Source organism: Phycisphaeraceae bacterium (assembly GCA_020851465.1).
GTDB lineage: Bacteria > Planctomycetota > Phycisphaerae > Phycisphaerales > Phycisphaeraceae > JADZCR01.
The window spans coordinates 635,725-652,079 of the sequence record JADZCR010000006.1 but is presented as its reverse complement, the minus strand read 5'-3'; the positions used below and the strand labels follow the sequence as shown (position 1 = coordinate 652,079).

Annotated in this window: 17 protein-coding genes; 13 read left to right on the top strand and 4 right to left on the bottom strand. The window is 51.3% G+C overall.

All coding sequences use genetic code 11. From position 1 onward, the window contains the following. Positions 1–264 precede the first annotated feature (264 nt). The 3 genes from IT444_09315 to IT444_09305 all read left to right on the top strand — a co-directional run bounded on the left by IT444_09315 (position 265) and on the right by IT444_09305 (position 2,124). The gene (locus IT444_09315) at positions 265–1,128 is read left to right on the top strand and encodes a histone deacetylase (protein MCC7192965.1); all 864 of its coding nucleotides are present in this window, start codon (positions 265–267) and stop codon (positions 1,126–1,128) included. Between the two features lie 71 nt (positions 1,129–1,199). Beyond that, entirely contained in the window at positions 1,200–1,643 is a 444-nt protein-coding gene (locus IT444_09310) for a YkgJ family cysteine cluster protein (protein ID MCC7192964.1), read from the top strand. Then, positions 1,621–2,124 carry a YkgJ family cysteine cluster protein gene (locus IT444_09305; GenBank protein ID MCC7192963.1) on the top strand — a complete coding sequence of 168 codons (504 nt, stop codon included), beginning with the start codon at positions 1,621–1,623 and terminating at the stop codon, positions 2,122–2,124. The genes IT444_09310 and IT444_09305 overlap by 23 nt, the downstream gene beginning before the upstream one ends. Positions 2,125–2,150: 26 nt before the next feature. Here the strand turns inward: IT444_09305 and IT444_09300 are convergent, their stop codons facing one another. Next, positions 2,151–2,798, bottom strand: coding sequence for an HAD family hydrolase (locus tag IT444_09300; GenBank protein MCC7192962.1), 648 nt, complete (start codon positions 2,796–2,798; stop codon positions 2,151–2,153). Between the two features lie 126 nt (positions 2,799–2,924). On the opposite strand from IT444_09300, the gene IT444_09295 reads away from it, so the two are divergent. The 4 genes from IT444_09295 (at position 2,925) to IT444_09280 (ending at position 6,344) form a co-directional block, all read left to right on the top strand. After that, positions 2,925–3,413: a flavin reductase family protein gene (locus IT444_09295; GenBank protein MCC7192961.1), complete on the top strand. Its 489-nt coding sequence runs from the start codon at positions 2,925–2,927 to the stop codon at positions 3,411–3,413. A gap of 151 nt (positions 3,414–3,564) precedes the next feature. After that, positions 3,565–4,350, top strand: a complete 786-nt coding sequence (gene truA / locus IT444_09290; protein ID MCC7192960.1) for a tRNA pseudouridine(38-40) synthase TruA — start codon at positions 3,565–3,567, stop codon at positions 4,348–4,350. 73 nt (positions 4,351–4,423) lie between these two features. Next, positions 4,424–5,587, top strand: a complete 1,164-nt coding sequence (locus IT444_09285; protein ID MCC7192959.1) for a glycosyltransferase family 4 protein — start codon at positions 4,424–4,426, stop codon at positions 5,585–5,587. A gap of 73 nt (positions 5,588–5,660) precedes the next feature. Next, positions 5,661–6,344, top strand: a complete 684-nt coding sequence (locus tag IT444_09280) for a PIG-L family deacetylase (GenBank protein ID MCC7192958.1) — start codon at positions 5,661–5,663, stop codon at positions 6,342–6,344. 49 nt (positions 6,345–6,393) lie between these two features. Here IT444_09280 and IT444_09275 read toward each other — a convergent pair whose 3' ends face one another. Further along, positions 6,394–7,632: a DUF1570 domain-containing protein gene (locus IT444_09275; protein MCC7192957.1), complete on the bottom strand. Its 1,239-nt coding sequence runs from the start codon at positions 7,630–7,632 to the stop codon at positions 6,394–6,396. Between the two features lie 68 nt (positions 7,633–7,700). After that, complete coding sequence (locus IT444_09270; GenBank protein ID MCC7192956.1) at positions 7,701–8,612, bottom strand: acetyl-CoA carboxylase carboxyltransferase subunit beta; 912 nt, start codon at positions 8,610–8,612, stop codon at positions 7,701–7,703. A gap of 189 nt (positions 8,613–8,801) precedes the next feature. Here IT444_09270 and IT444_09265 point away from each other — a divergent pair, with 189 nt between their 5' ends. Continuing rightward, positions 8,802–9,605 carry a fumarylacetoacetate hydrolase family protein gene (locus IT444_09265; GenBank protein ID MCC7192955.1) on the top strand — a complete coding sequence of 268 codons (804 nt, stop codon included), beginning with the start codon at positions 8,802–8,804 and terminating at the stop codon, positions 9,603–9,605. Positions 9,606–9,687: 82 nt separating this feature from the next. Here the strand turns inward: IT444_09265 and IT444_09260 are convergent, their stop codons facing one another. Then, complete coding sequence (locus IT444_09260) at positions 9,688–10,149, bottom strand: hypothetical protein (protein ID MCC7192954.1); 462 nt, start codon at positions 10,147–10,149, stop codon at positions 9,688–9,690. 265 nt (positions 10,150–10,414) lie between these two features. On the opposite strand from IT444_09260, the gene IT444_09255 reads away from it, so the two are divergent. The 5 genes from IT444_09255 to IT444_09235 are packed head-to-tail and all read left to right on the top strand — an operon-like array spanning position 10,415 to position 16,350. Further along, positions 10,415–10,912, top strand: a complete 498-nt coding sequence (locus IT444_09255; protein ID MCC7192953.1) for a prepilin-type N-terminal cleavage/methylation domain-containing protein — start codon at positions 10,415–10,417, stop codon at positions 10,910–10,912. Continuing rightward, positions 10,909–11,544 (top strand): hypothetical protein, encoded by a 636-nt coding sequence (locus IT444_09250; protein ID MCC7192952.1) that lies wholly within the window; start codon positions 10,909–10,911, stop codon positions 11,542–11,544. The genes IT444_09255 and IT444_09250 overlap by 4 nt, the downstream gene beginning before the upstream one ends. Positions 11,545–11,568: 24 nt before the next feature. Continuing rightward, a complete protein-coding gene (locus IT444_09245) occupies positions 11,569–13,494 on the top strand; it encodes a hypothetical protein (GenBank protein ID MCC7192951.1) in 1,926 nt (641 codons plus the stop codon). A 37-nt stretch (positions 13,495–13,531) separates the two neighbouring features. After that, positions 13,532–14,482, top strand: a complete 951-nt coding sequence (locus tag IT444_09240) for a carbohydrate kinase family protein (GenBank protein MCC7192950.1) — start codon at positions 13,532–13,534, stop codon at positions 14,480–14,482. Between the two features lie 41 nt (positions 14,483–14,523). Next, complete coding sequence (locus tag IT444_09235; protein ID MCC7192949.1) at positions 14,524–16,350, top strand: hypothetical protein; 1,827 nt, start codon at positions 14,524–14,526, stop codon at positions 16,348–16,350. The last annotated feature ends 5 nt before the right edge of the window (positions 16,351–16,355 follow it).

The following is a 16,355-nucleotide window of genomic DNA, read 5'->3' as shown; positions in this document are numbered from 1 at the left end:
ATATTCGTTCATCAGTAGCACAGGAAGTCGAAACAGTTTTTGGAGTAACCCGCCGTTATATTGAGGGAATATCTCGTTGGGTATTAACCTGCAACTCATGTATTTAGCACGAGATATGAATGGTATCTACGGTTTGACTCAACCGGAATAAACTGAAGCAGTCATCTTCAAATTTGCCTAATCATGTCAACAGGTATTGTCCAACACGAATGTTTTCTTCGTCACGATACAGGACCGAATCATCCTGAACGGTCAGCTCGTCTCTTGGCAGTAAGCGATGCGCTTCACAAGGCGGGGCTTACAAAACGATTAACAGCCTTGGATTTTAAAGCTGCATCCCTGTGTGCAATCGAAGCTATCCATTCGCGTGCATATATGGATCGTGTTGTGTCCGCATGCGCTGACGGCGAGCCGTTTATTGACGTGCCGGATTCGGCGATTTGTGCGGAGAGTTTTAAGGTGGCACAGCTTGCAGCCGGAGCGGTTCTTGCTGCCTGCGATGCTGTAATGACTGGGAGTGTCACCAATGCCTTCTGCGCTGTTCGACCACCAGGTCACCACGCAGAACGAGACAGGTCGATGGGATTTTGTCTTTTCAATAATGTTGCCATTGCAGCAGAGTATCTCATTCGACATCACAATCTGGCTCGTGTTGCGATTGTCGATTTTGATGTCCATCATGGCAATGGAACGCAACATGTATTCGAACAGCGTCAGGATGTTTTATTCATCAGTGTTCACGAAGCTCCGCAGTACCTCTACCCGGGCACTGGATACAGCTACGAGTGCGGACTGGGCGAGGGCAAAGGCTTTACGCTTAACGTGCCTCTGCCTCCGGGATGCGGCGATGATCAATACCGCCGGGCCTTTACGGATAGCGTGATTCCAAGGCTAGATCAGTTTAAGCCGCAGGTAATCATTATCAGTGCGGGTTTTGACGCATCTTGTGGCGATCCGCTGGCGCACATGGATGTGACTCCGCAGGGCTTTGCATGGATGACACGGCAGATCAGGGAAATAGCCATACGACATGCGGAAGGACGAATCGTTTCTTCGCTGGAAGGCGGGTACAACCTGCGCTCACTCGCAGCAGGAGTCGTCGCACACATCGAAACACTGCTCGAATAAAATGGCGATCTGTCGATTTACGCTGTTGAGTATTTCGCACTCACGATTGCTCTCGGCATACAATGATGCCCATGCCCATCAACGAGTGGTATGCCGAGGGTCTCAAATTTTCCTGTACCCAGTGCGGGAATTGCTGCACGGGAGCACCGGGTTATGTGTGGTTTGATGACGTCGAAGCCCGTGCAATGGCGGACTTTCTCGGTATCGATGTCCCTACTTTTCTTCGACGACACGCTCATACCGTGAACGGCCGATGGACCCTCAACGAGCACAGCAACCCCGAAGGTAAAGGTCAGGATTGCGTATTCCTGCGTTGGGATGAGAAAGGCAAAGCGTTGTGTGGTGTTTACAGCGTCAGACCGCGACAGTGCCGTACGTGGCCGTTCTGGCCGGAACTGCTCTCCTCGCCTGCAGCATGGAAACGGGCCAAGAACAAGTGTCCCGGTATGGATCACGGCAATTTTTATCCAATCGAACAAATACGGATACTCCGTGACGGCAACCCTATCAAGTAGCTGGTCATGCTGGTTTGCTGCCGTGCGTCTGCCAGCTGTGCATCAAGCAGTACGGCTGGTTTACGATCAACTCGACATTGCAATCCGTACTCGAGGACCAGTTTGCTGGAGCAGCGGTAAATGTTGCAACTTTGAAGCGTACGGACATCGGCTTTATGTCACCGGTTTGGAGATCGCTTGGATGCTTGGTGAAATCCCCAGCAGGCCAAGGGCATCAGTGGTAGCTCCACGAGGAGGATGTCCGTTTCAAATCGAGAAACTCTGTTCGATACATTCTTCACGTCCACTGGGTTGTCGGGTGTTCTTCTGTCAGCAAGGGACTCAGAGCTGGCAGCATGAGATTTATGAGAGGTTTCTCAGTGAAATACGAGTGCTGCACGAGCGACTAGCCTTGCCCTATCAATACATGGAATGGCGATTGGGATTGCGAGAGGCAATTGAATACCTTGAATCATCAATCGCTGGACCTGAACCTCAATAGGATCACAATCCGATTTAAATCTTAATTCAATCCAACAATTTCAATAACTCTTCGGGTTGTGAGATGATCGCCCTCGCTCCATTGGCTCGCAGTTCCGATTCTTCTCGAAACCCCCATAGCACACCAACCGGAAACATCCCAGCTCCGATTGCGGTTTTCATGTCCACCATTGTGTCACCTACGTAGAGCCAGTTACCTGAGGGGATAGCCAGCGTAGTTGTGATTTCGATAGCTGCAGTGGGGTCGGGCTTGAGAGGTGCAAACGGCTTTGCCCCGATGACTGCTGCAAATTTCCATCTGCCAAATATTCGGGAAACCACAGCCTGTGTTGCCTCGTGCGGCTTGTTACTCAATATGGCTATCGTGATTTTACGACGGGTTAATTTGTCCAATAAGTCTGGGATACCGTTGTACGGAGTAGTGTGGTCCTCACTGTGTGCCGAGTAGTACTCGCGGAACAGTTCCATACCACGGGGTACAAGCGGCTGGTCATCCTTCGAAAACGCGTGTCGCATGAGATATTCCAGTCCCTGACCGGCGAGATAACGGAACCGTTCCACATCAATGCGATCTCGCCCTAACTGTTCGATCGCATAATTGGCTGCATCGGCGATATCTTGAAGCGTGTCGGCAAGTGTTCCATCAAGATCAAAGAGAACAGCGCTATAGCTCATGGATGGATTGTCGATGGGAATTGGTCATTTGTCGATGTGAGGACTTTGCGGCTCGCCCGATCCGGGCTTATGCTGTCTGAGCTAAATTGATGCGAGGCAACTCCCTTTCTCATTGGATAGGAGCCGATGATCGACGAGAAGTTGAAGCAGGGGATCGGCGCGGCAATCGGGCGCATTCCATCCGGCCTGTTCATTCTCACCGCGGCTCATGAAGACCGCCGCGCGGGAATGCTTGCCAGTTGGGTCCAGCAGGTTTGCTTTCAACCGCCAATGATCTCAATTGCCATCGCCAAGGGTCGCCCCATCATGCCTCTGATCAGCGAGTCACACCGCTTTGGGCTTTGCCAACTACCCAAAGGTGAAAAAGTCATTATGCGAAAGTTTGCCAGTGGTACGGAAATACAAGAGGATCCATTCCTGGGCTTCGAACTTGTCCCCGATACGGTGACGGGGGTACCCATCCTTGCCCATTGCATGAGTTACGTCGAATGTGAGCTGGCCTGCCATATGGATGTTGAAGGTGATCATGATCTCTTCGTTGGCGCAGTCCGAGGCGGCAACTTCTTTCATGGTGATCCGCACGTTCACGTTCGTGACAACGGATTTAAGTATTGAAAGCCGCCAACATCGTCTCACTGGTGTTATCGCTACCACCAATATCACTTGTCAGATGCATGATGGCAGCCTGAGATCAAAGTCCTCACCCGAAAATTACTTCCTTGTGCCGTTGTAACGTATCACCCCGAGACGATCCAGATGATCAATCGTGACTGACCAGTCGGATTCAATCTCGGTAAGACGCTACAAGCTCACCATTGCTTATGACGGGACCATGTTCCATGGTTGGCAAAAGCAGGAGCCGCCGGGGCAGGCTGCGTTACGAACTGTGCAGGGAACGATTGAGGATGTCCTGACGCGGACACTTCAACAGCGGATCAATCTTGTCGGTGCTAGCCGAACAGATTCGGGTGTTCACGCACGCGGACAGGTTGCACAATTCGATGCGGCAACGCGATTGCCTGTGGAGCGAATGGCAGAGGCAATAAATTCACGGCTACCCGAAGACGTAGAGATTGTCACTGCAGAAATAACGACAAACCAATTCAATGCCATTAGCGGTGCGACATCGAAGCAGTATCGTTACCGGATATTCAATACGGTCCGTCGCCCGCTGGAGCTGCGCAATTATGTCTACCACTGCTGGACTCCGCTTGAAGTAGAGCGAATGAATGATGCGGCTAGCCGGCTCATCGGGGAACACGATTTTGCCGGGTTGTCAGCTATAGACCACGATCGTCTCACCACCGTTCGAACAATCCATAGTTGTTACGTAGAAAAAACGATCAACGCGCCGGAAGTCCATGTTGTCGTGAGTGGAAGTGGATTTCTATACAACATGGTTCGTATTCTCACCGGCACGCTGGTGGAGGTTGGCCGCGGGAGATTCGAGCCGAACGTGATCGAAACGATCCTCGATACGAAAGATCGACGTCAAGCTGGTCCTACTCTGCCGCCAACAGGGTTATGGTTGGAATGGATCAAGTACGAATGAAGATTGAGGAAGCCATGGCGAAACATCAATCGATAATGTCCAGGTGTATCGGGGTTATTGCTCAGCGACATACATGATAATTATTCACATCATCACACGACTAATTGTCGGCGGAGCGCAACAGAACACGATTGCCTCCTGTGCTGCCCAGGTTGCGGCAGGACATCAGGTGTGGCTTGTTTACGGACCGATTTACGGGCCTGAAGGTTCGTTACTTGATGATGCCAGAAAAAGCGGGGCCACCCTCATAGAAATCAAAAGCATGCGACGGGCGATCTTGCCCGTACATGATTTAATTTGCTACCGAGGTCTGCGAAAACTAATACGTCAGATAAAGCCTGACATCGTGCATACTCATTCCAGTAAAGCTGGGATTGTTGGCCGCGCAGCAGCATGGAAAGAGAAACGAAGTGGGAAGCCTGCGGTGATACATACCGTACACGGCCTACCATTTCATGATCGACAGAATCGCATCGTCCGCGGCTTTTATATCTGCATCGAGAGGTGGGCTTCAAAACGCTGTGATCGAGTTATTGGCGTGACTCAGGCAATGATTGATGCCTTTGCCGTTAACCGAATTGGAAAGCACAAACAGTATTCAGTCATCCCCAGTGGTATTGCCCTCTCCGCCTTTGTGCCATCTTCATTAGAACAACGTGAAATGAATCGACGCGAGTTGTGCATTCCCCCCGATGCTCCCGTGGTCGGATTACTTGCCCGTCTCGATCCGCTGAAGGGTCAGGACGATCTGCTCGATATATTGCCGCGTCTGCGAGAGCGATACCCCGATATCCGCATTCTCTTTGTCGGAGGCGGCTGGCACGGGGACGCGCTGCGCACCCGTGTTACACGTGAAGGGCTGAGCGATAATGTGATCTTTACCGGCCTTGTGCCACCTGCAAAAGTTCCTGCCATGCTAGGTGTGATGGATGTAAACACTCTGCCTTCTTATCAGGAAGGACAGCCCAGAACTCTAGTGCAAGCTCTGCTGTGTGGTGTGCCTATCATCGGGTACGATGCGGGAGGTATTGGAGAGGTCTGCATTGATCGAAAAACAGGTCGGCTAGTTCCAGTCGGAGATCGTGTAGCTCTGGCAAATGCCATTCTGTGGATTCTTGACCAGCCTGACCAAGGGCGAGTCTTGGCGGAGCAAGGTCGAGAGTATGCTCAGGAACGATTCGATTTACGCTACATGATTCAACGGCTTGATGAAGTCTATGTCGAAGCTCTGAAGTAAGAACTTATTACCTCGACTGGGAATAACTTTCCCGCATTCATTGGGTGAATATAGCTGACGTAGCGAGAGATTTATGGCCAATATCCTTGTAGTAGGGCCGCATCCTGATGATCAGGAACTGGGGATGGGTGGTACGATCGCTCATCTGGCTCAGCAAGGACATAACGTCCTTCTGTTGGATATGACAAATGGTGAACCCACTCCGCACGGTTCACCGGAGATTCGCGAGCGAGAATGGACTGAGGCTGCACGTATTCTGGGCGTCAAGCGACGATTACTTGGGTTGAGGAATCGTGAAGTATTACAAACGCTGGAAGCTAGGCACGCGGCAGCAGGAGTTATCCGGGAGCATCAGGCCTCCATTATTTTTCTTCCCTATTTTGAGGATGCGCATCCTGACCATATTGCGACCACACGCATCATCGAGGATGCGCGGTTCGACGCGAAACTCACAAAAACAGACATTCCAGGTACTCCGATTTATCCGAAGTGGCTGATCTATTACTTTGCTACTCACCTTCGTATCGTTGCCAATCCGACTTTCTGTTTCGACATAACCAAGCAGATGGAGATTAAAGAGGCTGCTATCAAAGCCTACGAGTCGCAGTTCATCGCATCGGTACAAAATCGCAAGGTTCTTGTCTGGTTGCGGCAGATGAACGGTTACATGGGAAGTCGAATTGGTGTCGAGTATGCGGAACCGTTTTTTACGCGGGAACCGATAGGTCTTAGCTCATTAAATAGTCTGGTATCGTGATTAGTTTTTGCCTCTCGATATCGCGATACAAGTCCTGTTCGCCGGCAAGCTATCTGAAGACAACTTCCTGCACCAGGTCACCCTGTGTATCTCTTTTCCATACCAGAGTGGGTTCGGGTTTGAGCCCTGGAGCTGTGATACGAGGCGGCAGGCCGTTTTTTTCAGGAGCGAGCATTTGAAAGTCGGCTGTTGATCCGTTGGGCCTAGGATAGGTAAAGAGTTCATCTTCACGTGAACTGTACTTTGTCGTTGAACCCACCATTGTGCGGAGCATCTCAAAGTTGATCTGCTGTAGGCGTTGTTTGAGCTCCCCGACTGACTCTGGCGCCTGCTCCTTCTTCTCATCGAGGTAACGCAACCCCTGACCAAGAAACTCCATCCGAGTAAGGGTTAACGCAATCGAGTCGGGTTCCAGCTTGATTGCAAACTCTTCCCAACGTCGGCGAAATCCTTCCGTATCATCGCTGCCAAACGCCTGCCCAAATGCTGCATCGCTCTCGACGCCTCTGCTCACTAGCACGAGATACCTTTCGAAAGCCTCTCGATATTTGCCATCTGCCGCGGTTATCAGAAAAAACACCATCGACCACGATTGATCGTACAGCAGTCCCGCATCCCAACCGCCTGCGACAACCATGTCATGCCATTTCTCATCCGTCATGGTGAGCAGCGTGTCGAAAGGCAGCGTTTTCTTCCTGGCGAGCGAGGATTTAATTGAAGTGATTCGCCGTTCGTTAGCGAAACCGACGTACATTCTGTTCCCGACCATCACACTGTCTTCGAAGTACTGCGCGATTCCCTCGTTGATCCAGACAGGCAGGTTGGGGCCTATGCGATTGAATGCGAACTGGTGAAACCCCTCGTGTTGCAGCACAGAGTAGGTGTGTGCTGCACTTTTCCCTTGGGTCCAGGTGGCTAGCCCCTGGATATCAGGTTGAACAAAAAATAGTCCTTCGGTGTTGGCAGCATTGATGTTGTGCGAGGCGAGAAACTTGAGATATTGATCCTGTGTCCGAAAGAGATACAACGGCATCGGATCACGTTTGTCGCTTCCAAAACCGCTGAATCGTCTGCCGTATTCATTGAACACAGCATCCATGTGGGCGCCAAATGGCCTAGCTTCTGCTCGAGTCAGATTGGTGTGTATTGTGTAGCACTTGCTGGCATATGTCTGAAGCTCAATGGATGTATTTTTACCGGTATTTTTATCGCGACGCGCCGGCCCGGCGAACGCGGAAGCAGCAACGAGTAAAACAAGGCCAAGCACAATCGCAAGGCTTCGCATCAACAAACACTCCTGCGCATCATTCCCGTGGAATCCAAAGCTTGTCAAATAACATCGACAAATGATGAATATTACTTGCCTGCATAGTCGATCACGCGGCTGATTTCACTGCGTAGGTCTTTGCGATGTACTACGCGATCAATGAATCCCTTGGATAGTACGTGCTCGCTGCGTTGGAAGCCCTCGGGTAGTTCCTGACGGACGGTATTGGCGATTACGCGAGGTCCGGCAAAACCTATAAGAGCCTTTGGCTCCGCAAGGATCACATCGCCAAGCATGGCAAAGCTCGCTGTGACACCACCGGTGGTTGGATCAGTCAGTACGCTGATAAAGAGACCGCCAGCTTCATCGAGCCTGGCGAGTGCTGCACTTGTCTTGGACATCTGCATCAAGCTGAGCGTGCTCTCTTGCATACGTGCTCCGCCGGAGCAACTTACTACCACCAGCGGTCGATTGGTTTCCGTAGCTAGTTCGATGGCTCGCGTCAGCTTTTCACCAACAACGCAACCCATTGATCCCATCATGAAACGGCTATCCATACAGGCGAGCACTACTTGCCGGCCCTTGATGAACCCTTTGCCTGCCAGCAACGCATCACGATGACCAGCCTTCTTTTTTTCACCAACGAGCCGATCCTTATATGGCTTGAGATCGACAAATTCGAGTACATCAACCGGAGCCATATCCTCCCACATGGGTTCAAAACTTACAGGGTCGCAAATTTGCTCAGCTCGGTCGTCCGCTCCGATACGAAAGTGGTAATCGCACTTGGGACAGACGTGCAGATTTTGTTCCACGAGCTTGCGAAAGTGCATGTCTGTGCAACTTGGGCATCGCAGCCAGAGGTTGCTGGGGATATCGCTGCGCTTGTCTTCGTCTTCGGTCCAGCTTCGTGCGGGAGAGGAGGTCGTGGCACTGTTAGGTGTCGAGCCTTGTGAGCGGGAGTTACCGGAAGGAGTCGAACCGCCTGTGGCCTGAGTCATATTGACATCTCGCAAGGTGGTGAGTGCCGCAGGAATTTTGGCCACGATATTAACCTCGGAAAAGTGGACATTATCCATCGATCAATGACTATTTCTCCGGATACTGTTGTGGGCAACTTATCACCCACACATTAAACTCCCTCGGTATCCCATTAAGTATATCGGACCATCACGCTTCGGAGAATCAAAGTGCGTCTTACACGTTTTGCTGATTCACAGGGTAATGTTCGTCTTGGCATTGACCAGGGAGACGGAACCGCAGAGATATTGGCGAGGTCCCTTTTTGACTCTAAACATTTACTAGAACAAACCGGCAAGGTTGTTGATATCCACCGACGTCTTGCTCCGCTCCAACCGAGCAATATTTTCTGCATTGGGTTGAACTATCGCGAACACGCAAAAGAAAGCGGGCAACCCATCCCTGAAGCGCCAGTTGTGTTCATGAAGCCAACAACTACGGTTTGTCACCCCGGAGAACCTATTCATATTCCCAAATGCTGTGTGCATGGCCCAGAGGTTGATTATGAATGTGAGCTTGCGGTGGTTATTGGCGTCGAAACACGAAACGCTACTGAAAAAGACGCACTGCGAAGTATTTACGGATACACCTGTGCCAATGATGTCTCAGCTCGCAAATGGCAACGAAACAATGGCTCGCAATGGATTCGTGGTAAGAGTTTTGACACGTTCTGTCCTTTAGGTCCGGTGCTTCTCACTGCTGACGAGATCCCCGACCCGCAAACACTCGCGATCAAAACAGTGCTCAATGGTCAGGTAATGCAGTCGCACACGACAGCAGACATGATATTTTCAGTTGCAAAGATTATTTCGTTTCTGAGTCAGGATACGACACTTCTACCGGGCACGGTAATTTTGACAGGAACGCCACAAGGCGTTGGCGTAGCGAGAAAGCCACCTGTGTTTTTAAAACCGGGTGACGAAGTTGTAGTTGAGATTGAAAAGATCGGGAAGCTGGTAAACCCGGTTGTTTAGCCCGCGGAGTCTCTCTGCAGAAATATGTCGAGAGCATCTTACGGCCGTATCGAAAAAAGCATTGCGGGTTCGCAATCGGTCATTAATTGATGGTGCCAATGATCGCTTGCCCTGAGGGAGCTTTGATGGTGACGACGCAGGTCGATCCGCCGCACGAGAGAGTGACGATCACGTCGGTCAGTTGAGTCAGCTCGCCGTACATTCCGAATCCAAATCGTGTTGTATTGACCAGATTGCTTGAGATTGTGACATCCGAAAGCATGTTGGCGCGGCCGGATCCATAGGTTACGGAGTAGGCCCCTTTGGTCACCGGATCAATGATGGGTGTGGTTGCCGCGCTGGTTGCACTAATAAAATATTTTGTTGGTGATGCGATCGTCACCATGCGCAAGTCATCCCCATGTGCGATTGATTCCGCCTGTGCGTATTCGCAGTCGGCTACAAATAGCTCGGCGGCGGCGCGAAGCTTATTCGTATGCGAGTCAGATAGATGCGGTACAACCAGCACGCCGAGCGTGGCCAGGATCGTAATTACTGCAAGCATTTCTAGAAAAGAAAAGCCCGCATCGCGTGACCGCCGCATTGGACAGAAAGCATTCACTTCTCGTGTATCGACCATTTTTGGCCGCCATTTGCTAATGATCTCAGGCCAGTCCAGCACTTACCCAACCCGCATAGGCATAACAAACCAGATATTGAGTGTGGTTGCATCATTCGATCATATTGAAGCAGTAATTTGATTCAGAGATGTCGCCGATTTTGTATGAGCTTCTCGCTTAGAACGCCAGGCGGTAGCCGCCGGATGAAACATGATGTCTATTGGAAAAACCAACGGGTTTACATTGCTGGAAGCACTGATGGCCTCGGCTGTTCTGGCCTTCGTTGTTGCAGCAATTGCTCAGGCTGTTTCGGTTGGCCATCGGGAAACGGATGTAGTCCTCAAACGGCTCCGAGGGACTGCATTGGCTGAGGCGTTGATGGAAGAGATTGTGTCGAAACCCTATGCCGATCCGCAGGGCGGGACAACGCCGGGGCCGGACTCTGGAGAATCAGGTCGTACCGGTCGGGATAACATCGACGATTACAACGGATTCAGTGAATCGGTAAACACACTTGCTGATGCGCAGGGCGTCAGCTATCCCAGCGACTGGCAATCCTATACCCGTTCTGCAACTGCAACATACACCACGATGTCCGTAGCAAATCTGAGTCAAACACCGATCAGCGGTATCGCTGTAACTGTGACGGTTACCCTGACACCAGGTGGGTCAAGCTGGACATTAACGAGATTTGTACCCGCTCCATGAAAGCAGCACGTAGCAACCATTGGCCACGTCGATACCGCACCAATAGCGGTTTCACTTTTCTTGAGCTATTGCTTTCGATGATGGTCACCGTAATGGTAGGCGGTGCGATCTCCGCCATGTTGTTTGCTATCGCACGTGGTACTGATGATGGCGCAGACTCACGCAGCCTAGTTATTCAGCATAAAGTCGTTGCGGGACGTCTTGATGCGTCGATTCGCAGCGCAAAGAGTATTTTGGCGATCGGTAGCAACTACATTGTGCTCTGGATGCGGGACAGTCGTGCCAACGGTTCGCCCGATCTTTCCGAAATCAGACGCATCGAATATGACTCGGCAACACATTCTCTGGTGTCGTACAAAGCATCATTTCCTACTGGCTATACGCAGGCCCAGATCGATGCTGCGGATACCGCCTATGCGATCAACGCGGACTTTGCTGCAACGACGAATGCGTTGAAAGGGACACCCAATTTCCCTTCGGAAGTCTGGTGTCAATCACTGTACGGCTGGACGATGTCGCTTGACAATCTAGCGACACAGAACGCACGTTTGGTTAGTTACCGCTTGACAATAGGTACTGGAACAAAAACCGCGACAGTCTGTGGAGCGGCAGCTCTACGCTCATCATTGTGACGCTGAAGTTTCGGGAGAAATAGCATGGTCACAAGCCGTTATAGCCGCCGATCCCGCATGGCAGCCCGTAAAGGTATTGCCATGCTCATGGTTTTGATGGCAGTCGGTGTAGCCACGATTCTGGCGATGGGTTTCTTAGCCAGTCAATCAACAGCTATGGGGGTAGGAAGAAACCTTGAATATCAGGATCGTGCGCGCGACATTGCGGAAACCGGATTACAGCTCGCGATTGCTAAGGTTAAAGCGGATTCAAGCTGGCGCAGCAACTTACCCAATGGCATATGGACGCAGAACACCTCATATGCTGGTGGTCAATTCACAGTGCGAGGTGATGACGGAGCGTACAACTACACCACGAATGAGGTAGAGGGCGATGGCAATCTCAACGACGATCCTACGGACTCTTGCACCATCACCAGCGTGGGTAAATATGGCGGCGTCTCACACACAGTCCGCGCCCTGATTACCACCACCCCAGCCAATACACCAACCGTGCTGATGGTCGTGCCCAATGCCGGCTCGCTTTCAGCCGCGGATACAACTCGTAAATCCATGCTCGAGGGGTGGGGTTGGACGGTTACGTTGTTAAGTCAAAACGCATCGCAGAGCGAGCTTGATGACGCCTCGGACGACGTGGACATCATCTATGTGTCTTCAACCATGAACTCCAACGCAATGGCCAACAAACTCGAGCCAAGCGGTTTGGGTATGGTCATTGAAACCGGAGCGTTCCTGCAAAACTTCGGTCTCGCTTCCAGGTCGGCTTCTGCGCTCAATGTTACGCAGATCAAGATTACCAATGATTCGCATTACATCACTCAGACATTGAATGCTGGGACATTCACGATTGTTAATAGCTCGCAGTCGATGCAGATGGTGACGGGGACAATGGCTGCGGGATTGACGCAGTTGGCGCGTCGAGTGTTTGGAGGTTCGCAGCCCATGCTGTCGATCCTCGAAGCTGGTGCCATTTTGCAGGACGGCGGAACCGCACAGGGTCGCCGCGTCTTTATGCCATGGGGTACTAGTAGTTTCGATCCCGATTCATTGACGGCAAATGGACGAACATTGCTCCAACGATCCCTCGACTGGGCGGCAGGATGCGATCAATCCGGTGATGTATCCAACGCAAGAATAGGTCTTTCCTCGTCCATACTGCTTCAGGGTGCCGCAAAAATTGACAGCTTTGACTCCGACTTAGGCGCGTACAGTGCAGCTAATCAAGGTTCTAACGCTCTGGTTTCGACGAACACCACGCTGTTAGCGGGCTTAACTTTAACCAACAACACCATCATCAAGGGAGACGCTCAAGTCGGCCCAGGAGGATTGGTTAGTGTCGTGATCTCACTTCTTGAGAGTGGAACTATCACCGGTTCCAAGACCGTACTGGATTCCTCCGTGCTGATCCCACGCGCTACGACGCCTTCAGGATTAGGTAGCTCCTTGGGAAATCAAACCTACTCCAGCGGGACGACGACGATCAGCACAAGCCGAAGGGTTCGAACGTTTACGATGTCCAACTCTGCCGTCGTTCGGATCAGCGGGAATGTTGTGATTCGAGTTGATCGTGAATTTACCATGTCAAACAATTCTAAAATCCAACTACTTCCCGGCGCATCTCTGGTTATCTATGCCAGGAATAAATTCACTGTTGAAGATGCAGCAGAGATCAATGTTAATACCGCCCAGCCAGCGTCATGTGTTATTTATGCCATTGGATCACAGCCAACTGAATTCAAGGACGACTCAGAGGTGTATGCGACGCTAATCGCCCCTTCACGTAATACGAAGTTGTCAGGGAATGCACACGTAAACGGAAGTATTCTGGGTTATACGCTGACGATGCTGGAGAACTCGATTTTCAGCATGGACGCTACGACGGTCAGCATTCCCTCAGCCACCGGTGCCACGTCATATGCAGTCACAACCTCGTGGGTTGAAGATCCCTGAGCAAGAGCTACCGCGAGGTGTTTAGTAAACTGCTCTCATGACGAGAGACATCGATTGCATTATTTGTGGATCCTGTGTCGTGGATCTGCTGACACGCCCCGTAGTCCTTTCCAAGCCTATCGGTCGCGGCGTACTCCACCAGTGCGAACCGATCGTCCTTGCGGCGGGAGGCATTGTCTCCAATGCAGGCGTGACTATGGCGCGGTTGGGTATGAAGGTCGCGGCGCTAAGCTATCTCGGTGCAGACGCATGGGCGCCCGTGGTTCGCAACCTGTACCGTCAGGAAGGCATCGATGATTCACCACTGCTCGAACACCCAACCCACGCGACCAGCACTACTGTTGTTTTAATAGAAGAATCCGGCGAACGAAGCTTTTACCACTGTGTCGGTGCTCCCAAACTTCTCGATGCACGGGCATTCCTTGAGCGCCTCGATTTATTCGCCAGATCGCGATCGATGTTGTTGGGTTATTACAGTCTGCTTCCAAACCTTGAACATGACCTGCCCGAGGTATTTCGCCGGATTCGAGAGACAGGCTGTCAGACGGCGATGGACGCTGCCGGGGCCGGTGGCTCGATGAAGCCTCTGGATCGGATGCTCCCGTATCTGGATGTCTGGGTTCCTTCGTTTGCGGAAGCGAAAAATCAGACAGGACATGAAGACCCAAACAAGATCATTGATACCTATCGAAATTGTGGTGCTCCGGGAATAGTCGGAGTGAAACTTGGAAAACAAGGAGTGCTTTTGAGCTCTCGTGCAGGGGAATACATCTCTGTAGCCGGCTGTACAGCCCCTGCGCCTGTGGTGGATACTACGGGTGCTGGCGATAGTTTTTACGCTGGCTTGCTCACCGGCCTGCTTAAAGGATTGCCCGCTGAACAGGCAGGTCGATTGGGTTGTGCGGCTGGAGCATGCTGTGTGACCAGTATGGGCGGCGCGAGCGGGGGGCGTAACTATGCGGAGACTTCTCGTATAGCCGGCCTCTAAAGCAATATCAGCACGTTGAGGCAGTCATGACCCAGCCTTTCATGCTTGAAACTCTGGTGGACTTTCCTGACGACGCCCTTTCTACACCGCTGACCATTACACCAGACCACATTGAATCCCTGATGTCCACATTGAAAGATCGTGGTATCGGCCGCGTGATTTGGGCTTACTACGGAGATGGTCATGGCGGATGGTTTGCTCCTGCTGGTATTGAGCGTCTGGTACATACAGGAGTCATCGCTGAGGATCAGAACTTCTGGAGTTCAATGATCCGCAGCTATTGTTTACTGGGAAATCCGCTGCGTGTTGCTGTTGAGACAGCTCACCGTCATGGCATTGAAGTGTACGCATACTTCAAGCCCTACGAAACCGGTCCGGCGGCTAGTTTTGCCGACGGTTCATCCGAAGGTCTTGAGTGGGGGCGTATTCCTCACCTTGGTGGATATTACACGTGGCTTGACCCTTTTGTTACCGCTAATCCTCATCTAAGAATCAAACGCCGAACAGATGATCTCTGGCCTGGTCATGAAACCGCTCCTATTTCCACCATCACACTTACTAAGAAGGATGATGCTCCTACACGAATAAAGCGAACGAATATTCAAATCTGGACTAGCAATCGTAATTGTGATTACAGCTTGCGTGACGAGAAATTTGCTGTAACCGAAACCGTCGTAACCAGTCCTCGTGACGTGCGTGATCTTTACGGAAATATGGTCACTAAGAAGGGCGATCGCATACGCGTGCTCACACTCTCCGGCCTCAATCTTACAGATCAATACCTTGCGATTTCCACTGACTTTCAGGATGGGAAACCTGATTTTGAAAATACGTGGGATAAGCTGGTGACGTGTTATGACGCTCAAGGCAGAGAGATTCCCGGCAGCTATGCGACTGGGACAGCGATATGGTTTCCTGAACTAGAAACCTTTCCTCGTGGTGGAATGCAGTACGACACCGGACGTGGTCCGGAGGTTGTCGCTCTCGATGAACCACGGCATGCGGCGAATGGGTCGAAGCGAGGAGCCAATATTCACCGTACTGCCGGCCAATCCAAAGTGTGCGGAGTGATTGGATTTACTCGCAGTCGAAACCACTATCTCTCCGGCGCTCTTTGTGAATCAGAGCCGGAAGTACAGTCGTACTGGATGAGGAACCTCGCTGAGATACTTGACGCTGGTGTAGATGGTGTTGAATTTCGCGTCGAAAACCATTCGTGCCATACCGACTGGCCGGAAGATTACGGGTTTAATCCAGCCGTGATGGAGCACGTTTACGATCTGACTAACCCGATTCCTGAAATTACCGCAATACGAACAGTGGCTTACACGGAGTTTCTTCGGAAGGCGAAACGAGCGATTGCTCATCGCGGTAAAAAAATGCGGGTCAATCTGAATGTGGATTGGTTTCGCCCTGCTCACGAGCGACCGGGCTCTCGTCGCCTTGCGTACCCCGCCAATATAGATTTTGACTGGCGAACATGGATAAAGGATGGGTTACTTGATGAGGCGATGTTACGTGTTTTTGCCAAACCGTTTGACGGAATATGGGGCGATGACGCAACTGCATCTGAGATGGTACAGCAATGCAACGACCGAGGTATTCCGGTATCAGTCAACCGTTATGTCTGGGTTAACGAAAGACTGAGTGAGGAATATGAGCAAGTAAAAACAGATGGTCGCTTCGCTGGTATGGTTTTCTACGAGACATGGTCCTATACAAAAATTGATCAACAGGGATGGACCATTGCAGACGCAAAACGCGATGCGTCACTCTGTGAACGAAATGATACTTGGAAAGCACGGTGCAAGACTGCACAACTTGTTGAAAAAGTCTTCGCCAGATGGAGCGAAGTACGGAATACCTGAGATTT

Bases quoted from the DNA above. Each gene is read 5' to 3' on its own strand.
- IT444_09260 (MCC7192954.1), bottom strand. From the start codon at position 10,149: ATGCTTGCAGTAATTACGATCCTGGCCACGCTCGGCGTGCTGGTTGTA.
- IT444_09300 (MCC7192962.1), bottom strand. From the start codon at position 2,798: ATGAGCTATAGCGCTGTTCTCTTTGATCTTGATGGAACACTTGCCGAC.
- IT444_09270 (MCC7192956.1), bottom strand. From the start codon at position 8,612: ATGACTCAGGCCACAGGCGGTTCGACTCCTTCCGGTAACTCCCGCTCA.
- IT444_09280 (MCC7192958.1), top strand. From the start codon at position 5,661: ATGGCCAATATCCTTGTAGTAGGGCCGCATCCTGATGATCAGGAACTG.
- IT444_09240 (MCC7192950.1), top strand. From the start codon at position 13,532: ATGACGAGAGACATCGATTGCATTATTTGTGGATCCTGTGTCGTGGAT.
- IT444_09310 (MCC7192964.1), top strand. From the start codon at position 1,200: ATGCCCATCAACGAGTGGTATGCCGAGGGTCTCAAATTTTCCTGTACC.
- IT444_09295 (MCC7192961.1), top strand. From the start codon at position 2,925: ATGATCGACGAGAAGTTGAAGCAGGGGATCGGCGCGGCAATCGGGCGC.
- IT444_09235 (MCC7192949.1), top strand. From the start codon at position 14,524: ATGCTTGAAACTCTGGTGGACTTTCCTGACGACGCCCTTTCTACACCG.
- IT444_09245 (MCC7192951.1), top strand. From the start codon at position 11,569: ATGGTCACAAGCCGTTATAGCCGCCGATCCCGCATGGCAGCCCGTAAA.
- IT444_09255 (MCC7192953.1), top strand. From the start codon at position 10,415: ATGATGTCTATTGGAAAAACCAACGGGTTTACATTGCTGGAAGCACTG.
- IT444_09250 (MCC7192952.1), top strand. From the start codon at position 10,909: ATGAAAGCAGCACGTAGCAACCATTGGCCACGTCGATACCGCACCAAT.
- IT444_09285 (MCC7192959.1), top strand. From the start codon at position 4,424: ATGATAATTATTCACATCATCACACGACTAATTGTCGGCGGAGCGCAA.